This window comes from Brevibacillus sp. FW306-2-1A-C05A, assembly GCF_058781555.1.
In genome coordinates, this window is record NZ_JBYSWV010000021.1 from 1 (window position 1) to 15707 (window position 15707).

Genomic DNA, 15707 nt, shown 5'->3' on the forward strand with positions numbered 1-15707 from the left:
GAACTTTTTTATCGAAAGTTGTTATCTTTTCTCGTGTTTTGTCGTCGTTCTTGGCGACAAGGAATAATCTATCACATTTAAAATACGAAATCAATAGCTAATTTTAAAAGTTTTATCTTCCAGTCGAATTTTGACACCTCTGCTGTCGACTCCATCAGCGCTGCCCCGAAGGTAAACAAAGGAGCCGCTCCCCTGAAAACAGCGGGGAACGGCTCCTTTTCACTTAATCGGCCAAAGCAAACTCTTCACGCAAAAGCCCCATTACAATCGTATCGTAATACTGCCCGTTCACGTACTCGTTTTGGCGGAGCCGCCCTTCGACGACAAATCCGCATTTCTCATAAGCGCGAATCGCCCGCGTGTTGCCGCTCCATGTATCCAACTGCACCCGCTTCAGATTCAAGCGTAGAAAAAGAAAGCGCAGCAAAACTTTCAGCGTGTCCGTGCCATATCCTTTGCTCCAGTACTCTTTAGCCAAAATCGCGATGCCAATGGTCGCCGTACGCGTAACCGGATTCACATCCCGATAGTCGCAATTGCCAATATGCACGCCATCAAGCGTATAGATCGAGAAAACAGCACGGTTGTACTTGTCATCCAATCGAGCCGTCCGCACGTTTTCCTCATACATCGTGCGAAGGGAATCAAGCGAAATATTGCTGTACACGACCATTGATGAGCCAGCAGCCAAGGTCGCCGCTTCTTCGTCATTACGCCACAGATACAGCCTCTCCATATCCTCCGCCACAACAGGGCACAGTTCCACTACCGTTCCTTTGAGCAATTTGTTTCCTGCCTTTCCATTGGTGATTGGCCAATCGATCATCGGTTTTGTCGAGTTTCATGATTCCTTTTTTCATGGACACCACACCTTTCAAAAGACAGATACTGGAATCATAACAAAAAACCACTCTACTGTACACAGAGTGGTTTTCTCGCAAGCAACACCAGCGCCTCACCGCCGCCTTTGCAACTCAGTCAGCACATCATCCAGCGGCAGCTTCTGCTCCCGCAGCAGGACAAGCAGGTGGAAAATCAAGTCGGAAGCCTCGTAGCGCAGTTCTTCGTGGCTGCGATTTTTCGCGGCGATAATCACCTCGGCGGCCTCTTCCCCGACTTTTTTCAAAATCTTGTCGACGCCTTTCTCGAACAAATAGGTCGTGTACGAGCCTTCCGGGCGCTCGGCCTCGCGAGCAGCGATCAACGCTTCCAGTTCGCCCAGAATCGCAAATCGGTCGACTGTCGCGCTCGTCACGGCTGTGACGGCTTTCTCGCTGCCCTCTGCTGTCTCCCGCTCCTGTCCCCCTGCCAAAAGCTCCCCGGCAAAACAGCTATAGGCACCTGTATGGCAGGCTGGTCCATTCGGCACGACTTGCACGACGAGCGCATCCCCGTCGCAATCCACCTGAATGGAAACAATCCGCTGTGTATTCCCGGACGTCGCCCCTTTGTGCCACAGCTCCTGTCTCGAGCGGCTCCAAAACCACGTTTCTTTCGTCTCAAGCGATCGCTGCAACGACTCCTCGTTCATATAGGCAAGCGTCAAAACAGCCTTGCTCACCGCATCCTGTACAATGACAGGAATCAGTCCTTTTTCGTCAAAGCGCACGTTTTCTGCTGTAAGAAGCTCTACTGTCATGGCCGCACGACAACTCCTTTGGTCTGGAGATACTCTTTCACCGAGTGAATGGACGTCTCATCGTAATGGAAAATAGAAGCTGCCAGAGCGGCATCTGCCCGCCCCGCTGTCAGCACGTCGTAAAAGTCTTCCTTCGAGCCTGCCCCACCAGAAGCAATCACCGGAATGTTTACCGCTTCCGAGACGCGTCTGGTCAATTCGATCCCAAAGCCCTTTTTCTCGCCGTCATCATCCATGCTGGTCAAAAGAATTTCGCCTGCTCCCAGCGCTTCCACTTCTTGCGCCCAGCTAACGACATCTTTGCCGGCAGCGTTGCGTCCGCCGTGCGTGTACACTTCCCAGCGCCCTTCCCCTACCGACCTGGCGTCAATCGCAACTACGATGCACTGGGAGCCGAACACATTCGCCCCCTCGCGAACAAGCTCGGGACGCAGCACAGCGGCTGTGTTCAGCGAAATTTTGTCCGCTCCGGCGCGCAAAATCCGCTTCATGTCCTCCACGCTGTTGATGCCGCCGCCAACGGTAAACGGAATCGTAATGTTGGCCGCCGTCCGCTCGATGACATCCACCATCGTCTTGCGCCCTTCGTGGGAGGCGGAAATATCCAGGAACACCAGCTCGTCCGCACGCTCTTCACTGTACTTCTTCGCCAGCTCGACCGGATCTCCGGCGTCGCGCAGCCCCACAAACTGGACTCCTTTTACAACCCGCCCGTCTTTGACATCGAGACACGGGATGATTCTTTTAGCCAACATCCTGCTCACGTCCCTCCATGCGAGTCAGCGCTTCTTCCAGCGTGAAAGCGTCCGTGTAAAGAGCTTTTCCGACAATCGCGCCGGACACTCCGTCTGCTGCATGCCCTGCCAAAACGAGCAGGTCATCAAGCCGACTCACGCCTCCAGAGGCAATGACCGACTTGCCTGTCGCTATCGCGAGTGCTGCGATTTCCTCGACATTCGGCCCTGTCATCGTGCCGTCGCGGGCAATATCGGTATAAATAAACGTTTCCGCGCCGTATGCCACCAGCCGCTTTGCCAGCTCTGTCGCCGCGACGTCCGTTGTCTCCAGCCAGCCGCGCGTAGCGACCAGGCCATTGCGGCAGTCGAGTCCAATCGCGATTTTGTCGCCGTACGCCTGCAAAATGCGTTTCGTAAAAGGCTCGTCTTCAATCGCGGCGGTGCCGACAATCACCCGCGCCACGCCTGCATCCAAATAGTCCTTGATCTGCGCTTCCGTCCGAATGCCGCCGCCAACCTGCACGGGGACGGACACTGTGCGGGCGATTTCCTTGATGATGGACGCATTGGCCGGCTTTCCTTCCTTGGCCCCGTCCAGATCAACGAGGTGCACCCACTCGGCCCCCTGCTCTACCCAACGCTTTGCCATGGCAACAGGCGAATCCGCATACACCGTCTCCTGGGCGTAATCCCCTTGAAACAGCCGCACACATTTTCCGCCGCGAATATCAATAGCTGGATAAATGATAAAACTCACGCCAAAACCCCCTCGCATTGAACGGCAAAATTGCGCAGCAGCCGCATTCCCGTCTCTCCGCTCTTTTCCGGATGGAACTGCATCCCGTACACCTGGCCACGTCCGACAATCGCCGTGACCTCCTGATGATAGTCGCTCGTCGCCAGCAGCACATCCGGCTTGCACAGCACATGGTAAGAGTGAACAAAATAAACGTACTCGCCTTCGCGCACTCCCTCCAGAAGCGGATGCTCCCGCCGGAGACGCAACTGGTTCCAGCCCATGTGCGGCACTTTGTAGTCGCCGCAAAAACGGACCACTTCACCGCGAATCAGGCCGAGTCCGGCGTTTTCCCCGTGCTCCTCGCTTTTGTCAAACAAAAGCTGCATCCCCAGGCAAATGCCCAAGATCGGCCGTTCGGAAGCGACGTATGCGTCAATCGCCCGATCCAGGCCCAGCTCCCTGATGTTTGCAATCGCGTCGCCAAAAGCGCCTACCCCCGGCAAAATCAGCCCGCTGTACTCCTGCAGCCGATCAGGCGCAGAAACGAACTCATACGAATAGCCGAGCCGCTCCAAAGCCTTGCTCAAGCTGTACAAATTGCCCATGCCGTAATCAATGATGCCTATCATCCTACAAAACCCCTTTGGTAGACGGGACCCCTTTTACACGCGGATCGATCGTCGTCGCTTCGTCCAGAGCACGGCCCAGCGCTTTGAAAATAGCCTCGATCATGTGGTGCGTATTGTGGCCGTAGTGCAAGATCACATGCAGATTGATCCGCGCTTCGAGCGCCAGCTTCCACAGAAATTCATGCACAAGCTCAGTCGGAAACTGGCCGACCATGTTCGTAGGATAAGCGGCCCGATACTCCAGATGCGGCCGGTTGCTAATGTCGATCACAACCTGCGCCAGCGCGTCATCCATCGGAACAAAGGCGTTCCCGTAGCGCTTGATTCCTTTTTTGTCGCCCAGTGCCTCGCGGATGCAATGCCCGAGACAGATGCCGATGTCCTCTACCGTGTGGTGGTAGTCGATTTCGATGTCTCCTTTTGCTTTTACCGTCAGATCAAAATGCCCGTGCCGGGTGAACAGGTCAAGCATGTGGTCCAAAAAAGGCACTCCCGACTCCTGCTTGCTTTCGCCTGCTCCATCTACGCCAAAAGAAAGGGCGATCTGCGTCTCATTTGTATTGCGCTCAATAGCTGCTGTGCGGATTGTACGATCACTCATCACTGGTCACACTCCTGCTTCTCGCGATCAAAGTCGCGCAGTCTCTCGGTTATGGCGCGTCCATGCCCCGCCAGCCCTTCCTGCTCGGCCAGGGTCACGATTTTCGGCCCGTTTTTCACCAGGTCATCCTTGCTGTAAGAGATGACACTGGATTTTTTGATAAAGTCATCCACCGACAGCGGCGAGGAAAAACGCGCCGTGCCGTTAGTCGGAATCACATGGTTGGTTCCGGCAAAATAATCGCCGACAGGCTCTGAGCTGTACGGCCCGAGGAAAATCGCCCCGGCGTTTTGCACCTTGCCCAACTGTGCGAAAGGCTCTGCAATCATGATCTCCAAATGCTCGGGAGCGATCCGGTTGATGACGGCGAACCCTTCGTCCAAATTTTCCACGAGCAAAATCGCCCCGTAATCCCGAATCGCCGCTGCAGCAATCGACTGGCGCGGCAGTTCGGCAAGCTGCCGCTCTACCTCCAGCGCCACCTGCTCGGCCAACTCCCGCGAAGGCGTGACCAAAATCGCGGCCGACATCGGATCATGCTCCGCCTGCGACAGCAAATCGGCAGCGACATAACGCGCATTGGCGGTGTCATCAGCCAGCACGGCAATTTCGCTTGGCCCGGCTACCATGTCAATGCTGACCAGCCCGAACACCTCGCGCTTTGCCAATGCGACAAAAATATTGCCCGGCCCGACGATCTTGTCTACCGCCTTGATCTGTTCCGTGCCATAGGTGAGCGCCGCGATGGCTTGCGCTCCGCCCACTTTGTAAATCTCCGTCACCCCCGCGATCTGCGCCGCTACGAGAATCGCCGGATTGACCTTGCCGTCCGCTCCCGGCGGGGTAGTGATGACCACCTCGGGGACGCCTGCGATTTTGGCCGGGATCGCGTTCATCAGGACGCTGGAAGGATAGGCGGCCGTGCCCCCTGGCACATACAGTCCCGCGCGCTGCAAAGGGCGAATCAACTGTCCCAGCATCGTGCCGCTCTCCTTCGTCACAAACCACGACTGGCGCACCTGGCGGCTATGGTAATCGCGTATGTTTTCCGCCGCCTCCTGCAAAGCCGCTTTGACCTGCGGGGAGACTTGCTCGCTCGCTTCGGCAAACTCCGCTGCGCTCACCCGAAACGTCTCCAGCCGCACCCGGTCAAACCTCTCTGTATATTCCCGCAAAGCTTCGTCTTTTCGCTCCCGGACAGCGGCGAGAATGGCCCTGACGGCTTCCTGCTGCTCTCTCGTCCCCGACTCCACCGACCGCTTTCCGTCAAACTGACTCGCTTCCATAATCCGCATGGTCCTTCTCCCCCTCCTTCTCTCTATTTTCTGCCTGGAATAACCTCCAGAAACTTTCCGGCAATATCATCGACCGCTTCGCTTTTCATCCGGTAGCTCGCGCGGTTGGCAATCAGCCGCGTCGTAATCTCGCAAATATGTTCCAGCTCCACCAGGCCATTTTCTTTTAACGTCCGGCCAGTAGAGACGATATCCACAATCCTGTCCGCAAGCCCGATCATCGGCGCCAGCTCCACCGAGCCGTTCAGCTTGATGACCTCCACCTGCTGCCCCTGCTCGCGAAAATAGCGGGAAGCGATCTTCGGATATTTGGTCGCCACTCTCGGCGCTTCTGTCGGCTTCCAGTCCGGCAATCCGGCGACCATCATCCGGCAGTAGCCGATCTGCAGGTCCAACAGCTCGTAGACATCCCGTTCTTCTTCGAGCAAAACATCCTTGCCGACCACGCCTACGTCCGCAACTCCGTATTCCACATAAGTCGGGACATCGGTAGGCTTTGCCAAAATAAATTCGAGCCTGGCATTTTCCACAGGGATGACAAGCTTGCGTGAATCCTGCAGTTCAGCCGTTACCTCCAGACCCGCCTGCTGCAAAAAGTGCACAGCCTCTTCAAAAATTCGCCCTTTGGGCATGGCAATCGTCAGCTTTTGCTCATTTGCGAAAAACGCCATCTCCTACTCCTCCTGTTCCGTCATGCAGATCACCTTGCTGTAGCCTTGCCCGCTCTCTGCCGCTATCTCCGCTTTTCCCGTTACGAGCCGGGTCACGACCACCTGGAAGTCCGCGCGCAACTGCTGCGCCTTTGCCAATGCTTCCGGCCGCCGATCTTCTGTATAAAGCAGCAAAATGCGTTCTGGCGCTTGACCTCGCAGCGACGGCGTGACCGTCAGCAGCCGATCCATTTTGATCGCAAACCCGGTGGCAGGTGCAGAGCGCCCGAACTGGGCCAAAAGCTGATCGTAACGCCCGCCGCCCAACAGCGGAGAGCCGAGATCGGCGGCGTAGCCTTCAAAGACAACGCCTGTATAGTAGTTCAGATTGATAATCAGATTGAAGTCCAACAGCAAATCCTCGGTAACCCCGTATGCCTCCAGCGATTCCCACAAGGAAGCAATCGTTTCTACCGCCCGCCCTGCTTTTCCGTCACCCGCAAGCTCCCGCGCCTCCGCGATTTTGCTTTTTCCGCCGCGCAAACGAAGCAAGGCGTCCAGCCGTTTTTTCCCCGCAGAGTCAATCGCAACCGTCTCCAGCAATTGGCGGAAGCCGACAAAATCGCGCTCGTGCAAATACTGGCGGAATTGCTGGCGCACATCCGCTTCGGCGACCACGTCCTCCAGCAGCCCGTCTACAAAATCGACGTGCCCGATCGCGATTCGGAACGTCTCCACGCCTGCCGCCCGCAAACAAAAAACTGCCAGCGCGATCGCCTCCGCATCCGCATCCACAGAGCCGTCGCCAATCAGCTCGATCCCCGTCTGGAAAAACTCCGCATTTCGGCCAGCTTCCTTCTCCTGGGCGCGAAACACGTTGGCCTGATAAAACAGGCGGATCGGCAGCGGTACATCTTTATATAAAGAAGAAACAACGCGAGCGATTGGCGTCGTCATGTCCGGCCGCAGCACAACGGTATGCCCCTGTTTATCCAACAGGCGAAACATTCGATCTGTCAGCGTTGCGCTCGCCATTCCCACGGTATCGTAATACTCCAGCGACGGTGTGGAAATTTCCTCGTACCCCCACCGTTCGATACAATGCCGCAGCGCCCGCTCCAAATGCCGTTGCTTCGCCAGTGATTCCGGTAATATGTCCCGCATCCCCAGCGGTTTTTCAAATCCCAACGGCTTCGCCATCGTCATTCCCTCCATTGCTCCGTTTCGCTTTACTCTGCTAATATGGTAACAAACTAAAGTGTTATGATGAAGATTACCACGAAGACCGCTCACGGTCAACGGAGATAAGAATAGTCGAAAAATTCTTGATTATAGGTTATAGGCGCCCCGAACAACGCTTGCAAGCACCTCTCATTTACAATGGCTTCATCAGCAGCCCCGCCTCTGCAAGCCAATAAAAAAGAGCCCGCCAAAACGGACTCCGTTCCTTTATTCTTTCTTTCTCCCGCAAAAGCCTGACCAGCGGCGCGCGAGCCTATTTTTCCTCAAGCCCTCCCGGCCGAATCACTTGCATCGGGTTGCCGCCGACAAAAGACCCGGGCGCCACGTCCTTGTGGACCACCGTTCCCGCAGCCACGATCGCCCCGTCCCCAATCGTCACCCCCGGCAAAATCGTCGAGTTGGCTCCAATCAGCACCCTGTCACCAATGCGCACTTCTCCCAGCCGGTATTCCTCCACGAGATACTCGTGGGCGAGAATGGTCGTATTGTAGCCAATCACACTGTTTTTGCCGATTTTTATCAACTCCGGAAACATCGTGTCCATCATGACCATCAGCGCCACTGCCGTTTCCTGCCCGACCTCCATCCGCAAAAAGGTGCGGTACATCCAGTTTTTCCATGACGGAAAAGGCGTGTAGCGGGCAAGCTGGATGACGATGAAGTTTTTCATGACTTTCCAGAAGCTGACCGTGCGGTACATTTGCCAGAGCGGGTTTGGCCCCTGGACCGGATAACGTGTTGTCTTCCTCATACGCCACTCTCCGTCCTACAAGTCTGAATCGGCATCTTCCAGAATGGCGTTCGACTGCTTGCGCGAGAAATGCATCGCCGCATTGTAGCCCATCCGCTTCAGGCGGAAGTTCATCGCTGCCACCTCGATGATGACGGCCAGATTTCGCCCTGGTCGCACGGGTACGGTAATGATCGGGATGTCCGTGTCCATGATTTTCAGCGTCTCTTCGTCCAGTCCAAGCCGCTCATACATTTTGTGCGGCTCCCACAGCTCCAGTTGCACGACCATCTCAATATTTTTCACGTTGCGGACAGCCCCTGCTCCGAACATGGTCATGACATTGATGATCCCCACGCCGCGAATCTCCAGCAAATGCTGGATCAGCTCAGGTGCGCTGCCGCTTAGCTGGCCTGCCTGCGTCTGGCGAATTTCGACAGCATCATCCGCCACCAGTCGATGCCCGCGTTTGACCAGTTCCAAAGCGGCTTCGCTTTTCCCGATTCCGCTCGATCCCATAATCAGGACGCCGACCCCGTAAATATCCGTCAGCACGCCATGAATCGTGGTAGTAGGCGCCAGGCGGTTCTCCAGGAAGTTGGTCATTTTGCCCACCAAGGTCGTCGTCGCCAAAGGCGATTGCAGCACAGGCACGCCCCAGTTGTTCGAGGCCTCGATCATTTCCTCCGGGACAGGCTGGTTGCGCGTCACACAAAAACACGGCGTCTGCCCCTGCATCAAAAAATTCATGCGCTCCAATCGCTCATCCCTGTTCAGCGTCTGGAAAAAGTTGATTTCCGTCAAGCCAAACAGTTGAATCCGTTCCTCGGCGTAGTAGGAGTAGTAGCCTGCAAGCTGCAAGCCCGGACGGCTCAAATCCGTCACCGTAATCTCGCGCCCCAGCCCCTCTTCTCCGCTTAAAATCGTCATATTGAAATGATCCACAAGGTGGCTCACATTTGTCTTGCGCATGAAAGCTTCCCCCTTATCTGGGATATCCGTCCCCGGTTGTGTGCCTCTATTGTATCGAAACCATCTTGCCTCCGACAACCTTTGCCTCTCGACCCCCAACTTGCCTAAGCTTGCAATTTGTCGTATCATTTACATTTTTCGCGTTATTTCATAAGATATAAAATGAGGTTGGTATCAGGCGAAATCTGAGTTAAAGTGCAAATATAGACTGCTTTACTCCGAATGTCGGACAAAAAGAGGAGGCAACACCTTGGATTTTTTACTTCGCTTCTTACTCGTAGACATACCCGAAGCCTTCTTGCTACTGACGATTAGTTTGGCTTTATTCAACCTGTCGGTGTTCGAAAAGAAGAAACAAGCCATTCTATTTAGCCTGCTATTTGCACTAACAGGCGAGCTGCTAACTTTGCTGGAAGTGCTTTATCAACCGAAAGTGATATTGATGTTTTTATGCATGACTGCGTACCTGATCCTGTTATATCGGTTTAACATTCTCAAATCGGTATTTATGGGAACGATCGCACTGGTCGTCATGATTCTTGCCGAATCAATTATTCTCGCCATTTTTAACAGTCAGCAGTTATTCCTGGAAGAAATATTGTCTACTACGATGCTAGCAGTGTTTGCCCGTTTATTTTATCTAGGCGTATTTCTAACCATCGCTATCGTATTGCGAACAACCAAATTTGACATTCATCAGCTATTTCAGCACAACCGTTTAAATCGTTACTTGTTCCTGTTAATTCTTCTGGGAAGCGTCGAGTTTTTGCTCATTCTATTTATGAACACGTCGTTTTTTCTGAGAGAGAACAACTCGGCCATTCTTGCGCTGTATACTCCGCAGTTTCAAATGTTCTTTCAGTTAGCCATTTTGGCTTTGTTCATCGTGATTGTGGTTTTGTTCCGGATTTATCTTAATTTGACGATCAATCGTGTAGAAGAAGAAACCGGAACGCCTTATTTGAACAGCATTCAGGATCTCTTTACCGCCGTTCGCTCCATCAAGCACGATTCTTTGAACCATTACACAGCAATCAATGGATTCTTGAAAAAAGAACTGCATAGCCACGCCAAAGAATACGTAGAGCAACTGTTAAAGGAAACGGTCCTGATTGAAAGATCCGCTGATTCCAGTTCGCAAGTATTGGAGCGTATCAAAAATCCTGCCGTTGCTTCCTTGCTGCAATCCAAAATGGTAGTTTGTCTGGCTGAGCGTATCTCGCTCACGTTGGAAATCAAGGAGATCAGCCAGTTCTCGCACTACAAAACATATGATTTAATCAAAATCTTGGGCAATCTGCTGGACAACGCCATACGTGCAACCTCTTACGAACTGGAGGAAAATCGCTACATACGCCTTGAATGGGGACAAACAGAAAACGAGCACTTCCTGTATATCGAAAATAGCGGTCCGACAATCCCGGAATGTCAACTTCAGGAAATCTTCCAAATGGGCTATACCACGAAGAAAAATGGAGAAGGCGGACTTGGACTAGCCATCGTCAAAAACGTGGCGGAACGCTACAACGGCAACATTCAAGTCAAATCTGCCGATGGTATCACCAGTTTTTGCATTTCTTTTGCAAACCGCTAGCAGGGAGGCAACCGAATGACCTGGACAGAAAAATTGTCAGGAAAAATTGCCCGGTCGATTAAGACAGAAGATTCGCCATACACCGTGGGACAATTGGCGCATGGAATTGAACTCTTTTTGCTAAATGTCATCAATCTTTTCTTCATCGTACTCGTTTCTGCGGTATTCAACTTATTAGGAGAAGTCTTCCCTCTCCTTTGTTTCTTTTTTCTACTCCGTTTTTTCACGGGCGGCGTTCATTTTAAAAATCCATGGTCCTGTCTAGTAGCGACACTCCTGCTCTTACTTATTGGCGGTGCTATTATCAAGTATGTTTCTCTGGCTTCTGTTGCTGTCATGCCGCTCCTCATCCTTCTCGTTGCAGGGGCAGGAACATTTATCAATTATACATACGCTCCAGCTAAACATACATACATGCCAGACAACCCAACTGTCCAGAAAAAGCATCGAAAAATCGCTATTCTACTGATAGTTATTGGTTGCATTCTCTCACTTTTCTTGGTAAGATATTCCTATAAGCTACCTATGACTTACATACTAGCAATTATCTATCAGTCTCTGCTTCTCATGCCTGTTTCGTTTCGCTTTGTATCTTTCCTAGAAAAAACATTTTCGAGAGGATGATACCCATGAAGAAAGTGCTTTCCACTGTTTGCAGTTTCTTTGGCGCCCTGTCTGTTTTGAGCGTCGCAGGTGTTATGAAAGTCGGTTTCTTGTACGAACCACTCCCGCCTCACATGCGAAACGAAGAGAAATCTAACAATCAAGCATAATCCCGCCACAATAGCAAACCCGCGAACTCTCCCGAAAGAGTCCGCGGGTTTTTTTTGATGCTTTCTACCTTTTCTCTTTTTTCATGCCGACAACCATTTCGATCAACCAGCCAAAAATACTCATCAGCGCGGCAGCCACGATGACGATGCCGATATTGTCCGGCCACGGTCCCACTTCGAATCCGTCAATGAAGTAGGCTGTCAGGGCAAACGTCACAGCGTTGATGACAAACCAGAAAAGCCCCAACGTCAGGATCGTCAGCGGCAAAGTAAAAAACATCAGCACCGGACGAATCAACGTGTTCACGACACCCAAAATCAGAATGGCCCACAATGCCACGGTGAAATTCGCAACATAAATGGACGCAAACCATTTGCTAATGAAAAGCAAGGCAGCTCCGTTCAGGAGCATTTTGATTATCCAGCGGATCATCCTCATTCCTCCTTCCGCCAGTTTCCCCAGCGTCTACTGGAGTCCTTTCACTTCCCGCTCCCACTGCGCAAAAAAGCGGACCATGAACGCGTGCCGTTCCTGCGCAATCGCTTGGGCCGTCTTGGTGAACAGCCTGTCTTTGATGCGCTGCAGCTTCCAGTCGTACTCCTTGAACGGAGTATGCTGCTGCGGGTCGTCGGATTGGATAGGCCCTCCAATAACCCCAGTATAAGCAAAAACTCTGGCAACTCCAATAGCGCCAATCGAATCGAGCTTGTCCGCATCGAACAAGATTTTTTCTTCCAGGCTTACAGGCGGACGCTCCTTGCGAAAGCGATGGGCGAGGATCACGGACTGTACCCGCGCGATCAGTTCTTCTTCCATGCCGCGCTCCCGCAGCCATTTTCCTGCCATTCGCGCGCTGATTTCCGCGTGACACTCCCCGGTCTGCCGCTCCTCCGCTCTCCCGACATCGTGCAGCAAAGCAGCGAGGCGCAGCACCTGCATGTCCGCCCCTTCCTCGCCGCCGATCCGCTCGCACATCGCCAGCACGCGCAAATTATGCTGCCAATCGTGTGCAGAGTCTTGTCCGTCAAAGCATCTTTTCGCTTCCTCCACCAGATCGGTGGGGAGGGCCGCCAGCGCTTTTGCCACGTATTCCATGTTCTTCTCCCCCGTCTCTTGCCAGCATGAGCATGGCATGGCGCAGCCTCGCCACGCTTTTAGCGGTTCCCTTTTTCTTGCCCGGCTTGTTTTGGACAGAAAAAGACGCCCCCCTGCTTTTGCCAGGGAGGCCATCTTTGTTTACTTCGATACCAACTGTTCCAGCTTGGCCATGGTTCTCGCTCTATCTCTTTCCAAAATCGGCTTCAAGTACGTTCCCGTGTACGAGCCTTCCAATTGCGCCACTTCTTCCGGCGTACCTGTGCCGACAATCTGTCCGCCGCGGGTACCGCCTTCTGGCCCCAAATCGACGATGTAATCGACCGTTTTGATGACATCCAGATTGTGCTCGATGACGAGTACTGTGTCGCCGTTTTCCACCAGGCGCTGCAACACCTTGAGCAGACGGTCGATGTCATCCGTATGCAAGCCTGTTGTCGGCTCATCCAAAATGTACAGCGTGCGCCCTGTGCTGCGGCGATACAGCTCGGAGGCCAGCTTGACGCGCTGCGCTTCCCCGCCGGAGAGAGTCGTTGCAGGCTGTCCCAGCTTCATGTAGCCAAGGCCGACGTCCACAATCGTTTGCAGCTTGCGCTCGATCTTCGGCAGATTGCGGAAAAACTCCACCGCATCCTCAATCGTCATTTCCAGCACGTCAGCGATGCTCTTGCCCTTGTATTTTACATCGAGCGTCTCCCGGTTGTAGCGCTTGCCGTGGCACACCTCGCAAGGCACGTACACGTCCGGCAAAAAGTGCATCTCGATTTTGATAATCCCGTCGCCGCTGCACGCCTCACAGCGCCCGCCTTTGACGTTGAAGCTGAAGCGACCTTTTTTGTAACCGCGCACCTTCGCTTCGTTCGTCGAGGCAAACAGATCGCGAATGTCGTCAAAGACGCCTGTGTACGTCGCCGGATTGGAGCGCGGCGTCCGGCCAATTGGGGATTGGTCGATATCAATGACTTTGTCCAGATGCTCCAGTCCCACGATGCGGCGGTGTTCGCCCGGCTTTACTTTGGCGCCGTTCAGATCGCGCGACAGCGCCTTTTGCAAAATCTCGTTGATGAGCGTACTTTTCCCGGAGCCTGATACACCTGTCACAGCGACGAACAATCCCAGCGGAATTTTCGCTGTGACGTTTTTCAGGTTGTTTTCCTTCGCGCCCTCGATTTTGATCCATTTGTCTGTAGGCTTTCTGCGCTCCAGCGGGACCGGAATGAACTTGCGACCGCTCAAATAGGCGCCTGTGAGCGAGTTTTCATCCTTCATCACTTCTTCCGGCGTGCCCGCAGACACTACCTGGCCACCGTGAATACCCGCACCAGGCCCGATGTCGATAATGTAGTCGCAAGCCATCATCGTATCTTCGTCATGCTCGACGACGATCAGCGTGTTCCCCAGCTTGGTCATATGCTCCAGGGTCTTAATCAGGCGGGCGTTATCCCGCTGGTGCAGACCGATGCTCGGCTCGTCGAGGATGTAGAGGACGCCCATCAGGCTGGAGCCGATCTGGGTAGCCAGCCTGATCCGCTGCGCCTCGCCCCCGGACAATGTCCCGGCCGCCCGGCTCAGAGTCAAGTAATCCAGCCCGACGTCGATCAAAAAGTTGAGCCGTGCCTTGATTTCCTTCACGATCAGGTTGGCAATCTTCGCTTCCCGCTCGGTCAACTCCAGTTCATTAATGAACTGGTGTGCATCGAGAATCGACAGCGTCGTCAGCTCGGAAATGCTGCGCTCTCCAACCTTCACAGCGAGGCTCTCCTGACGCAAACGGTGCCCTTTGCAGACAGGGCAAGGTTTTTGGCTCATGAAGCCTTCGATTTGCTCGCGAATGTAGTCCGAGCTGGTTTCCAGATGACGGCGTTGCAGATTCGGAATGACGCCTTCAAACGGCACAACCGCTTCCCTGACTTGCCCGAACTCATTTTCATAGCGGAACTGGATTTTCTCCCCTTCGCTGCCGTACATCAAAATCTGCACTTGCTCCGAGGGCAGCTCCTCGTATGGAATGTCCATGCGAATGTTAAAGTGGCGGCAAGCCGATTCCAGCAACTGCTGATAGTAAGTCGACGACTTCGGCTCCCAGGCGCCAATCGCGCCGTCATGCAACGTCTTGGTCGCATCCGGAACGACCATGTCCGGGTCTACCTCCAGCTTTACGCCCAAACCGTCGCACTCCGGACACGCGCCAAACGGACTGTTGAAAGAGAAAATTCGCGGCTCCAGCTCGCCGATGGAAAATCCGCAAATCGGGCAGGCGTGCTTCTCGCTGAACAACAGCTCCTCCTGCTCCATCACGTCGACGATCACCTTGCCGTCCGCGAGGCGCAAAGCCGTCTCCAAAGAGTCCGCGAGACGCGACTGCACATCCGGCTTCACGACGACGCGATCCACCACGACTTCGATGTTGTGCTTTTTGTTTTTTTCCAGCTTGATGTCCTCGGACAAATCGGTAATTTCGCCGTTCACACGCACGCGCACGAAGCCCTGCTTGCGAATGTCCTCCAGCAGCTTGACGTGCTCTCCCTTGCGTCCCTGTACCATGGGCGCGAGGATTTGCATTCTCGTGCGCTCCGGGTACTCCATCAGGCGATCTACCATCTGCTCGATCGTCTGGGACTGAATTTCGATGCCGTGCTCTGGACAGATCGCTCTGCCCACACGCGCATACAAAAGACGCAAATAGTCGTAGATTTCCGTCACCGTGCCGACTGTGGAGCGCGGGTTGCGGCTCGTCGTCTTCTGGTCGATGGAAATAGCGGGCGACAGCCCTTCAATCGAATCCACATCCGGCTTGTCCATCTGCCCGAGGAACTGGCGGGCATAGGCAGAGAGAGACTCCACGTAGCGCCGCTGTCCCTCTGCGTAAATCGTGTCAAAAGCAAGGGAAGACTTTCCCGAGCCGGACAAACCCGTCAATACGACGAATTTGTCCCTCGGAATCACTACATCAATGTTTTTCAGATTGTGGGCACGCGCGCCCTTGACGACAATATGTTCCAATGGCATG

General features: G+C 53.8%; 16 protein-coding genes. 2 read left to right on the forward strand and 14 right to left on the reverse strand.

Annotated elements, in window-relative coordinates:
• Positions 1-223 precede the first annotated feature (223 nt).
• The 11 genes from AC3WJN_RS14035 to hprK all read right to left on the reverse strand — a co-directional run bounded on the left by AC3WJN_RS14035 (position 224) and on the right by hprK (position 9234).
• Positions 224-784: a GNAT family N-acetyltransferase gene (locus tag AC3WJN_RS14035; RefSeq protein WP_007777898.1), complete on the reverse strand. Its 561-nt coding sequence runs from the start codon at positions 782-784 to the stop codon at positions 224-226.
• A gap of 171 nt (positions 785-955) precedes the next feature.
• Positions 956-1639: a bifunctional phosphoribosyl-AMP cyclohydrolase/phosphoribosyl-ATP diphosphatase HisIE gene (gene hisIE / locus AC3WJN_RS14040; protein WP_005829923.1), complete on the reverse strand. Its 684-nt coding sequence runs from the start codon at positions 1637-1639 to the stop codon at positions 956-958.
• Complete coding sequence (hisF, locus tag AC3WJN_RS14045) at positions 1636-2394, reverse strand: imidazole glycerol phosphate synthase subunit HisF (protein WP_007777911.1); 759 nt, start codon at positions 2392-2394, stop codon at positions 1636-1638. Before hisF ends, hisIE begins: the two co-directional genes overlap by 4 nt.
• Positions 2384-3133 carry a 1-(5-phosphoribosyl)-5-[(5-phosphoribosylamino)methylideneamino]imidazole-4-carboxamide isomerase gene (gene hisA, locus AC3WJN_RS14050; protein ID WP_005829919.1) on the reverse strand — a complete coding sequence of 250 codons (750 nt, stop codon included), beginning with the start codon at positions 3131-3133 and terminating at the stop codon, positions 2384-2386. Before hisA ends, hisF begins: the two co-directional genes overlap by 11 nt.
• A complete protein-coding gene (gene hisH / locus AC3WJN_RS14055; RefSeq protein WP_007777914.1) occupies positions 3130-3744 on the reverse strand; it encodes an imidazole glycerol phosphate synthase subunit HisH in 615 nt (204 codons plus the stop codon). The genes hisA and hisH overlap by 4 nt, the downstream gene beginning before the upstream one ends.
• Before the next feature lies 1 nt (position 3745).
• Positions 3746-4345 (reverse strand): imidazoleglycerol-phosphate dehydratase HisB, encoded by a 600-nt coding sequence (gene hisB, locus AC3WJN_RS14060; RefSeq protein WP_007777917.1) that lies wholly within the window; start codon positions 4343-4345, stop codon positions 3746-3748.
• On the reverse strand, positions 4345-5640 hold the full coding sequence (gene hisD / locus AC3WJN_RS14065) for a histidinol dehydrogenase (protein ID WP_005829915.1): 1296 nt from the start codon (positions 5638-5640) through the stop codon (positions 4345-4347). Before hisD ends, hisB begins: the two co-directional genes overlap by 1 nt.
• Before the next feature lie 23 nt (positions 5641-5663).
• On the reverse strand, positions 5664-6311 hold the full coding sequence (hisG, locus tag AC3WJN_RS14070) for an ATP phosphoribosyltransferase (protein WP_005829913.1): 648 nt from the start codon (positions 6309-6311) through the stop codon (positions 5664-5666).
• A gap of 3 nt (positions 6312-6314) precedes the next feature.
• A complete protein-coding gene (locus AC3WJN_RS14075) occupies positions 6315-7490 on the reverse strand; it encodes an ATP phosphoribosyltransferase regulatory subunit (RefSeq protein WP_007777922.1) in 1176 nt (391 codons plus the stop codon).
• A gap of 295 nt (positions 7491-7785) precedes the next feature.
• Entirely contained in the window at positions 7786-8283 is a 498-nt protein-coding gene (locus tag AC3WJN_RS14080; protein WP_007777925.1) for an acyltransferase, read from the reverse strand.
• A gap of 15 nt (positions 8284-8298) precedes the next feature.
• Positions 8299-9234, reverse strand: coding sequence for an HPr(Ser) kinase/phosphatase (gene hprK / locus AC3WJN_RS14085; RefSeq protein ID WP_005829909.1), 936 nt, complete (start codon positions 9232-9234; stop codon positions 8299-8301).
• A gap of 250 nt (positions 9235-9484) precedes the next feature.
• On the opposite strand from hprK, the gene AC3WJN_RS14090 reads away from it, so the two are divergent.
• Positions 9485-10828 (forward strand): sensor histidine kinase, encoded by a 1344-nt coding sequence (locus AC3WJN_RS14090; RefSeq protein ID WP_005829907.1) that lies wholly within the window; start codon positions 9485-9487, stop codon positions 10826-10828.
• Positions 10829-10843: 15 nt separating this feature from the next.
• Positions 10844-11452, forward strand: coding sequence for an accessory gene regulator ArgB-like protein (locus AC3WJN_RS14095; RefSeq protein WP_005829905.1), 609 nt, complete (start codon positions 10844-10846; stop codon positions 11450-11452).
• A gap of 213 nt (positions 11453-11665) precedes the next feature.
• Here the strand turns inward: AC3WJN_RS14095 and AC3WJN_RS14100 are convergent, their stop codons facing one another.
• From AC3WJN_RS14100 to uvrA, 3 genes are all read right to left on the reverse strand, one after another.
• Positions 11666-12034 carry a phage holin family protein gene (locus tag AC3WJN_RS14100; protein WP_005829904.1) on the reverse strand — a complete coding sequence of 123 codons (369 nt, stop codon included), beginning with the start codon at positions 12032-12034 and terminating at the stop codon, positions 11666-11668.
• Between the two features lie 33 nt (positions 12035-12067).
• The gene (locus AC3WJN_RS14105; protein ID WP_035316758.1) at positions 12068-12697 is read right to left on the reverse strand and encodes an HD domain-containing protein; all 630 of its coding nucleotides are present in this window, start codon (positions 12695-12697) and stop codon (positions 12068-12070) included.
• Positions 12698-12838: 141 nt separating this feature from the next.
• Positions 12839-15706, reverse strand: coding sequence for an excinuclease ABC subunit UvrA (uvrA, locus tag AC3WJN_RS14110; protein ID WP_005829900.1), 2868 nt, complete (start codon positions 15704-15706; stop codon positions 12839-12841).
• Position 15707 lies beyond the last annotated feature (1 nt).